9 protein-coding genes are annotated in these 8,938 nt (G+C 70.3%); 1 reads left to right on the forward strand and 8 read right to left on the reverse strand.

What is annotated here, in order from left to right:
* Window positions 1-106 precede the first annotated feature (106 nt).
* From ACFWPJ_RS13175 to ACFWPJ_RS13205, 7 genes are all read right to left on the reverse strand, one after another.
* A complete protein-coding gene (locus ACFWPJ_RS13175) occupies window positions 107-868 on the reverse strand; it encodes a DUF4333 domain-containing protein (RefSeq protein ID WP_378850525.1) in 762 nt (253 codons plus the stop codon).
* Window positions 869-987: 119 nt separating this feature from the next.
* A complete protein-coding gene (locus tag ACFWPJ_RS13180) occupies window positions 988-3,684 on the reverse strand; it encodes a DEAD/DEAH box helicase (protein ID WP_378850528.1) in 2,697 nt (898 codons plus the stop codon).
* Between the two features lie 3 nt (window positions 3,685-3,687).
* Window positions 3,688-4,641, reverse strand: coding sequence for a twin-arginine translocase subunit TatC (tatC, locus tag ACFWPJ_RS13185; protein ID WP_378850531.1), 954 nt, complete (start codon window positions 4,639-4,641; stop codon window positions 3,688-3,690).
* Between the two features lie 96 nt (window positions 4,642-4,737).
* A complete protein-coding gene (gene tatA, locus ACFWPJ_RS13190; RefSeq protein ID WP_378850534.1) occupies window positions 4,738-5,001 on the reverse strand; it encodes a Sec-independent protein translocase subunit TatA in 264 nt (87 codons plus the stop codon).
* 92 nt (window positions 5,002-5,093) lie between these two features.
* The gene (locus tag ACFWPJ_RS13195; protein WP_378850537.1) at window positions 5,094-6,122 is read right to left on the reverse strand and encodes a 2-dehydropantoate 2-reductase; all 1,029 of its coding nucleotides are present in this window, start codon (window positions 6,120-6,122) and stop codon (window positions 5,094-5,096) included.
* A complete protein-coding gene (locus ACFWPJ_RS13200) occupies window positions 6,119-7,102 on the reverse strand; it encodes a helix-turn-helix transcriptional regulator (RefSeq protein ID WP_378850540.1) in 984 nt (327 codons plus the stop codon). The genes ACFWPJ_RS13195 and ACFWPJ_RS13200 overlap by 4 nt, the downstream gene beginning before the upstream one ends.
* A complete protein-coding gene (locus tag ACFWPJ_RS13205; RefSeq protein WP_189022937.1) occupies window positions 7,099-8,094 on the reverse strand; it encodes a YafY family protein in 996 nt (331 codons plus the stop codon). The genes ACFWPJ_RS13200 and ACFWPJ_RS13205 overlap by 4 nt, the downstream gene beginning before the upstream one ends.
* A gap of 105 nt (window positions 8,095-8,199) precedes the next feature.
* Between ACFWPJ_RS13205 and ACFWPJ_RS13210 the strand changes: the two genes are divergently transcribed.
* On the forward strand, window positions 8,200-8,508 hold the full coding sequence (locus ACFWPJ_RS13210) for an MTH1187 family thiamine-binding protein (protein WP_378850544.1): 309 nt from the start codon (window positions 8,200-8,202) through the stop codon (window positions 8,506-8,508).
* Window positions 8,509-8,546: 38 nt separating this feature from the next.
* Here ACFWPJ_RS13210 and ACFWPJ_RS13215 read toward each other — a convergent pair.
* Window positions 8,547-8,938: MaoC family dehydratase (locus tag ACFWPJ_RS13215; RefSeq protein WP_378850547.1), on the reverse strand; the 392-nt coding region annotated here is incomplete at its 5' end.

Below are 8,938 nucleotides of genomic sequence, written 5' to 3' on the forward strand. Positions count from 1 at the left end.
CCGCTCGCCCCCCCCGCTCGGGCGCGCCCCCCCTCCGGGCTCCCCCAGCCCCCCCCGCCCCCCCCGCGCCCGCGGGCCCGCCCCCCGGAACCTGGGGTGCGGCGGCCTAGTTCGGGCGGCCGACCTCGTAGGTGCCGTCGTCCTTGGTGATCTTGACGGTGACATTCTTCGCCTCACCGCTGACCTTCAGGTCGCAGCTGAAGGTCGCGTCGACCTTCACTTCCTGACCCGACGGGCACGACACGTCGGTCACGTCGGCGATGCCATAGGAGTCCTTCAGCACGCGCGCGACGCCGTCCTGCACCGCGGCATTGTCGAGTTCGTCGGAGGAGAACACGAACAGGAGCAGGGCGACGACGGCGGCGAGCACCAGCACGCCTGCCGCGGCGAGGCCGATCACCAGCCCCTTGCCCTTGCCACCGGAGGCCGGCTGCAGCGGGGGCTGCTGGCCCCACTGCTGCTGCGGCTGCTGCCCCCACTGCTGCGCGGGCTGCTGCTGGCCCCACTGCTGTCCGGCGTTGCTTCCCTGGGCATTCCAGTCCTGCGGCGGCGGCTGGGTCTGACCCCACTGCTGCTGCGGGCCGGTCGGCTGCTGCGGCACCCCACCCTGCTGCGGCTGCTGCCCCCACTGCGGCTGCTGGCCAGGCTGCTGGGGCGGCTGCTGTCCCCACTGCTGCTGCGGCTGGTGTGCGTTGGGGTCACCCCAGTGCTGGGTGGGCTGGGCCTGCTGCGGCTGCTGCGGTGGCTGTGCCGCTCCACCCCAGTGCTGGGTGGGACCGGCGCCACCGGCCCCTTGCTGACCTCCCCAGTGCTGGGTGGGATCGTTGCTTCCCTCCCCTGGGCCGTTCGGTCCGTACGGGCCGCTCATCCACTCGCCTCCACTCGCATCGTTGTACATACGGTAGCCCCCCGCGCCAGGCCAGCCGCTTTCGCACGACTCCGCCATCACGGTCGGTACGCCAGGAAATCAAATCACAGACGTATCGACTACGCGGCGTCCACCGCGACGACACCCCGCCGGACGGCGCGCACGGCCTTGGCCGCGGTGGCCGCGATCTCGGGATCGTCGGCGGTGTTGTGAATCTGGTCGAGCAGGTCGATGACCTGCCTGCACCAGCGCACGAAATCACCGGCCGACAGCGGCGTGCCCTGATCACCACTGGCCAGCAACGCCTCGGCCAATGCGTCGCCACGGGCCCACTTGTAGACACCGGTGACGAAGCCGAGGTCGGGTTCGCGGGTCGGCGGCAGCTTGTGCCGTGCCTCGTCGGCACGCAGCTGCGTCCACACCTCGATGGTGGCGCCGACCGCCCTGCGGATCGGTTCGGTCGGGCCGGACGCGGTGAGGAACCCGCCCTCCTGGCGCGACTCGTAGACCAGCGTGGACACCACCGCGGCGAGCTCGGCCGGGCCGAGTCCGCGCCACAGCCCCTGCCGCAGCACCTCGGCGACGACCAGGTCGCTCTCGGCGTAGATCCGGGCCAGGCGCCTGCCGTCGGCGGTCACTTCACCGCGCTCGACGAACCCGCGTTCCTCGAGCAGCCCGACGATCCGGTCGAAGGTGCGCGCCAGCGAATTCGTCGTCGCGGCAACCTTCTGGCGCATCGTCTCGGTCTCGCGCGCGAGCCGGGCGTAGCGCTCGCCGGTGCGGTTGAGCTGTTCCCGGTCGGGCCGGGTGTGCGCCGGGTGCGAGCGCAGGCTGCGGCGCAGGGTCGAGAGTTCGCGGTCCTCGCCCGCGCGGGTGTGGTCGTTGCGCCTGCGCCTGCCCGGCGCGGAGATGCCGGTGCCGCGCAGCGCCGAGGCGAGGTCGCGGCGGATGCGGGCGGTCCGGTGGTCGACGCGCCGCGGCAACCGCATGTGGCCGAGCGCTTCGGCGGGGACGGGGAAGTCGGCCGCCGAGACCCGGCCCGCCCAGTGGTCTTCGGTGAGCACCAGCGGACGCGGGTCGCCGGGGGTCTGGTCCGGTTCCAGGATCACCGCCAGCCCGGCGCGCCTGCCCGACGGGATCGCCACCACGTCACCGCGGCGCAGTTCGATCAGCGCCTTCACCGCGGCGCCGCGCCGGTCGGCCCTGCCCTGCTGCTGGATCTCGCGCTCGCGCTGCTTGATCCGCTCGCGCAACAACAGGTACTCCATGAACCCGCCGTCGACGCCGCCGAGCTGGCTCTCCAGCTTGCGCATCGCGCCCTGATTGCGTTCGATGCCGCGCACCAGCCCCACCACCGAGCGGTCGGCCTGGAACTGGGCGAAGGACCGCTCGAGCAGCGCCCGCGCCTCCTGCGCGCCCATCCGGTCGATCAGGTTGATCGACATGTTGTAGCCCGGCCGGAACGAACTGCGCAGCGGATAGGTGCGGGTGGAGGCCAGGCCGGCGACCGCACTGGTGTCGACCTCGGGCTGCCACAGCACCACCGCGTGACCCTCGATGTCGATGCCGCGCCTGCCCGCACGCCCGGTGAGCTGCGTGTACTCGCCGGGGGTCAGCTCGGCGTGGGATTCACCGTTGAACTTCACCAGGCGCTCGAGCACGACGGTCCGCGCGGGCATGTTGATGCCCAGTGCCAGGGTCTCGGTGGCGAATACCGCGCGCACCAGGCCCTTGACGAACAGTTCCTCCACGGTGTGCCGGAACGCGGGCAGCATGCCCGCGTGGTGCGCGGCCAGTCCGCGGTGCAGCGCCTCGCGCCACTCCCAGTAGCCGAGCACTTCCAGATCACCCTTGGGCAGGTCGCCGGTGTGCTTCTCGATGATCTCGTCGATCTGTTCGGCCTCGTCCGGCCTGCTCAGGTCGAGTCGTGCCCGCAGGCACTGCGCCAGCGCGCCGTCGCAACCGGCGCGGCTGAAGATGAACGTGATCGCGGGCAGCAGGCCTTCCTCGTCGAGGCGGGCCAGCACCTCCGGACGCGGCAGCGGCCGGAAGTTGCCGCGCGCGCCACGACCGCGCGGGCCGCCGTAGCCCTGCATCCGGTCGGCGGCTTCGCGCTGGCGGATGAACCGCACGAGGTCTTCGTCGACCAGCACCTTCTGGTCGCTGGATTTCGTGTCGAACAGGTCGAACATGCGCCTGCCGACCATCACGTGCTGCCACAGCGGCACCGGCCTGGTCTCGTCGACCACTACCGCGGTGTCGCCGCGCACGGTCTCCATCCACGCGCCGAACTCCTCGGCGTTGGACACCGTCGCCGACAGGCTCACCAGCCGCACGTCCGGCGACAGATGCAGGATGACTTCCTCCCACACCGCGCCGCGGAACCGGTCGGCCAGGTAGTGCACCTCGTCCATCACCACATAGGACAGTCCACGCAGCGAATCCGAGGACGCGTAGAGCATGTTGCGCAGCACCTCGGTGGTCATTACCACCACCGGTGCGTCGGGGTTGATCGACTGGTCACCGGTGAGCAGGCCGACGCTGTCGCGGCCGTAGCGTGCGGTCAGGTCGGCGAACTTCTGGTTCGACAGCGCCTTGATCGGCGTGGTGTAGAAGCATTTGCCGCCCGAGGCCAGCGCCATGTGGACCGCGAATTCGCCGACGATCGTCTTGCCCGCGCCGGTCGGGGCGCAGACGAGCACGCTGTGCCCGTCTTCCAGCGCCGCGCAGGCGGTCCGCTGGAAGGGGTCCAGATCGAAAGAGATTGCGCTGGCGAACTGCGCCAACTCGTTGGCCCGCGCGGGAGAATCGGTCACCCGTCAGAGCGTATCGGAGTAGTCCGACACCGGACGGGTGGTTTTCTCCGGGTCGGCGACGGGGTCGGCGGGCCGGACGGGTTCCGGGGTGTCCAGCGGCGAGGCTTCCTCGTCCGAGAGCGCGCCCCAGCCCTCGTTCGCCGCGCGGCGGGCCCGGCGGGCGTCGTTGAAGCGAGCGAACTGCACCGCCAGCTCGAACAGGACCGTCAGCGCGATGGCCAGCGCCAGCATCGAGAACGGATCCTGCGGCGTCACGATCGCGGCGAAGACGAACAGGCCGAAGATGATGCCGCGCCGCCACGCCTTGAGTTTGACGTAGGGCAGCACGCCGACCAGGTTCAGCCCGATGATCACCAGTGGCGTCTCGAAGCTGACGCCGAAGATGATCAGCAACTGGATGATGAAGCCGAAGTACTGGGTACCGCTGAGCGCGGTGATCTGGACGTTGTCACCGATGGTCAACAGGAACGACAACGCGTGCGAGACGACAACGTAGGCCAGCACCGCGCCCGTCACGAACAGCACCGTGCCCGAGACCACGAACCCGACCGCGTACTTGCGCTCCTTCGCGTACAGGCCGGGGGTGATGAACGCCCACAGCTGATACAGCCAGAACGGCGCCGCCATGACCACGCCGGCGGTGAAGCCGACCTTCAAGCGCAACATGAACTGCTCGAACGGCGCGGTCGCCAGCAGGCGGCAGGCGCCGTCGGGGCTCAGGCTCGCGCGCGCCGATTCCGGCAGCGAACAGTAGGGCCCGCGCAGGATCTCGCCCAGGCTCTCGATGCCGAAGAGGGAATGCGCGTACCAGAAGAAGCCGAGCAGCGTGGTGACCGCGATCGCGGCCAGCGCCAGCAACAGCCGGGTGCGCAGTTCCTGCAGGTGCTCGACCAACGACATGGTGCCGTCGGGATTCGTCCTGCGCTTGCTGCGCCGTGGATCGAACGGAATGCGCATGGTGGGTGGTGGCCTCTAACCCTCGATGTCGGCGGTTGCTCGCGAAACAGCACTCAGCCCCGGAGCGTCATCCGCGCTCCGGGGTGAACTCCGAGGTCAGACCGACTTCTGGCCCGGCTGCGGTTCGACGATCGGGGTCTGCGCCTGCGGGGCGGACGCGGGCAGCTGCTGCTGCGGCGCCTGCGGGGCGGGCGGATTGGCCTGCGTGGCCGACTCCGACTGCATCTGGCCGACCTCGCTCTTGAAGATCCGCAGAGACCGGCCGAGACCGCGCGCCGCGTCCGGCAGCCGCTTCGCGCCGAAGAGCAGGACGAACAGCAACGCGATGATCAGCAGGTGCGTCCAGCTGAACGTGCCCATTATCAGATACCTCCAAAGACTGTGGTGATTACCGATGCTACCTGCACTGCGGCGGTGGTGACCGGTCACCCGCGGCGGTGTTCGCCACGCGTTCAACCCTGCGCAGCGCCCGCCGCCCCGGTCAGCTCCGCGAACAGCCGGCTTCCGCTGAAGCGTCGGGTGTCCCCGGATTCGGCGTTGCGGATCAGCTCGGTCAGCCTGCGGTTGACCGGCGTCGGGCACCCGACCATCTCGCCGAGCCGCACGATTTCACCGCACAGCCACGCGATTTCCGTGCGCCTGCCCAGGGCGAGGTCGTCGGCCATGGACGAGCGGGCGAGCGGGTCGATGGCCAGTACCCGGCCGAACACCCGGCGGAAGATCGGGTCGGGCACGCGCAGCAGATGCACCATCAGCTCGGGCGGTACCGGCGTCAGCTGGGCGGGCCGAATTCGCGCAGTGTTCATCACCGCGAGCGCTTCGGCCTGGGTGAGCGCGAGGCAGCGCCGGTAGTCGCGCTCGGCGAGTTCTTCGCGCAGCGGACGCCCCGAGAGCGCGTTGATCGGGTTGTTCAGGTTGAGCAGCAGCTTGGCCCACTGCACCGGGCGCAGGTCGCGATGGCGGCGCAGCGGCAGGCCCGCGGCCCGGAAGCGCTCGGCGAACCGGTCGACCACCGGGTCGTCCTGGATCGCCACGACGCCGTCGCTGGCCCGGTGGAAACGGCCGTGACCGCGGTGCACGACGTTGAACATCACCATGCCCGCCAGCACGATGCTGGTGGGCAGGATCTCCCGGATGAGGGTGTCGTTGCCGATGCCGTTCTGCAGGCTCACCACCGGGGTGCCGGGGCGCAGCCTGCCCGCGACGGTCCTGGTGACGGCCACGGTGGCGGCGGATTTCACGGTGACCAGGACGAGGTCGGCCAGTTCCGGTTCGTCCGGTTCCAGGGCCAGCCCGAAGCGGTCGGGCGGGACATCGGTCACGCCGCCGTCGAGGTCGGTCAGCTGCAGACCGTGCTCGGCGATGTCGTCGAGGATGCGCTGACGCCCGACGAAGATCACTTCCATGCCCGCCGCGGCCAGATGACCGCCGATGAAGACGCCGATGCTGCCCGCGCCGAGGACCAGTACTCGCTGGTTCACGCGGGTTCGGTCTCCCCTGGCAGTCCGGCGGCCGCGTACGCGGCCAGTGCCGCGTCGGCCCGGTCACGCACCGCCGCCACCAGCTCCGGTGGTCCGAGCACGGTCACGCCCGTGCCGAAGCCGAGCAGCAGTCGTGCCATCCAGTCCGCGGTCGCGAACCGCATGCCCGCCTCGATGCTGCCGTCGGGCCTGGACTGGATGCGGTGCATCGGGTACTGGTCGAGCACCCAGGCGTAGTCGGCGCGGATCCGCAGCCGGGCCAGCGGCACGTCGGGATCGTCCTGGAACAGGTCGAGGGCGGCCGCGTCGGCGGCGGCGTGACTCGGCGGACGGGCGGGTTCGTCGAGTTCGGTGGCGTCCTCGATCCGGTCGAACCGGAACAGCCGGACGCCCTCGGCCTGCCTGCACCAGGCTTGCAGGTAGCTGTTGTTGTCGACCAGCACCACCCGGATCGGGTCGACGATCCGTTCGGACACCTCGTCGCGGCTGGCCGAGTAGTAGACCAGGCGCACGGCGCGGGTGTCGGCGAGCGCGGCGCGCACGGTGGCGACGACCGGCTGCTCGACGGGCACGTCGACCGGCTTGCCGGTGACGACGGCGTCGCTGCTGGCGATGGCCGATTCGATCTTGGCGATCGCGGCGTGCGCGGCGGTCGGGTCGACCATGCCCGGCATCTCCACGATCGAGCGCAGCGCCACCAGCAGCGCGGTTGCCTCGGTGGAGGTCAGTCGCAGCGGCCTTTCGATGCCCGCGGAGAAGGTGACCTCGATGCTCTCCTCGGAGAACGACAGGTCGATCAGGTCGCCGGGCCCGTAGCCGGGCAGCCCGCACATCCACAGCTGATTGAGGTCGCTCATCAGCTGCTTGGTGGTTACGCCCAGCTCGGCGGCGGCCTCGGCCGCGCTGATGCCCGGGTGCGCGAGCAGGTACGGCACCATGTTCAACAGGCGCGAAAGACGTAGGGACAGGCGCGAACTCACGACGCCACCTCCGTGTGGTCGAGTACCGACCGTAGCCGGTTCATCACGTCTGCGCGCAGTTCCGGTGGATCCAGCACGAGCACGTCGGGACCGAGGCCCGTGATCAGCCGGGCCACCCAGTCGCGCGAGCGGACCGGGACTTCCACGACCGAGCCGTCGCGGCCGCCGAGTTCCCTGGTGCCGACCTCGGTGCCGATGCGGCGCAGCTCGCGTCCACGGCCCTTGGCGACCCACACGGTGGCCGATCCGGTGACGGGCGCGTCACCGGTGACCCGGTCGACGATGGCGCGCAGATCCGCGTCCTCGGGTTTGCGGACCGCGTTGTGCGGACCGTACGGGGTGACCTCGCCGCCGATGCGGGACAGCCGGAAGGTCCGCACGGCATCGCGCTCGCGGTCGTGTCCGACCAGGTACCAGCGCCCGTGCCGGGTGACCACACCCCACGGCTCGACGTCACGGGTGACGAAGGGATCGGTGACGGCGCTGTGGTGCCCGAAGCGCACGGCTTGCCCGGCGTCGATCGCGGCGAGCAGCTCGCGCAGCACCGGTTCCGAGCCGCGGGTGCGGGCCGGTACCGCGGGCACCGACACCCCGACGTTCTCGGTTTCGACGGTGACGCCTGCCGCGCGCAGCTTCAGCAGCGCGCCCTCGGCGGCGCTCGCGAGTTCCGGCGACGCCCACATCTGCACGGCGACCGCGACCGCGGCCGCTTCCTCGCTGGACAGGTCGATGTCGGGCAGTTCGTAGGCGTCCCGGTTGATCCGGTAGCCCTCGAGTGTCGAGAACCGCCCCACCGGACCGACTTCCAGCGGAATGCCCAGATCGCGCAGTTCGTTCTTGTCGCGCTCGAACATCCGGCTGAACGCCTCGTCGGTCGCGGAGTCCTCGTAACCGGCCACGCTGGCGCGAATGCGCTCCGCGCTCAGGAACTGCCGGGTCGACAGCAGCGCGATGACCAGATTCATCAGCCGCTCGACCTTGGATATCGCCACGCGATAGAGGGTAATGGTCGCGCTGTGTTCGCGGCGCGTCGGCGCATGGTTGGCGGCCTGGCGGGGCGGCATGATGTTCCGGGTACCCGTAGCGAAAGGATCACCATGCTTGTCGCGTTCTCCGTGGCGCCCAGTGGCGCAGCCAAGGCCGACGGGTCGGTCGGGGAAGCCGTGGCGGCGGCGGTGCGCGTGGTGCGTGCCTCGGGGCTGCCCCACCGCACCGATGCGATGTTCACCACGATCGAGGGTGACTGGGACGAGGTGATGGCCGTGGTGAAGGCGGCATGCGACGCGATTCTCGCGGTCGCGCCGCGGTGCAGTCTCGTGCTCAAAGCCGATCTGCGGCCGGGCGTCACCGACATGCTCACCGCGAAAGTGGAGACGGTCGAGCGCTATCTGGCCGACGACCGCTAACGACCGGCGACACGATCAGGTGTCGCCGGTCGGCGTGGTCAGCTCAGGTAGCGGACAATGGCGTCGGCCACGCAGGCCGGCCGTTCGGCGCCCTCGAGTTCGACCGCGACGCGCCGGTGCACCTGCACGCCGCCGGGCACCTCGGTGACCTCGGTGAGCGCGACCCGGCCGCGGATCCGGCTGCCCACCGGGACCGGCGTCAGGAAGCGGACCCGGTCCAGGCCGTAGTTGATCGCGGCGCTCGCGGCGCTGACGGTCATCACCTGCTGGGTGATCGGCACGATCAGCGACAGGGTGAGGAAGCCGTGCGCGATGGTCGTGCCGTACAGGCCCGCGGCCGCTCTTACCGGGTCGACGTGGATCCACAGGTTATAACCCGTGGCGTCGGCGAAACGGTCGAGGGCGCACACGTAGCTAGGTGTTAAAACAC

The organism is Nocardia sp. NPDC058497, from assembly GCF_042720195.1.
In the GTDB taxonomy this organism is placed as follows: domain Bacteria; phylum Actinomycetota; class Actinomycetes; order Mycobacteriales; family Mycobacteriaceae; genus Nocardia.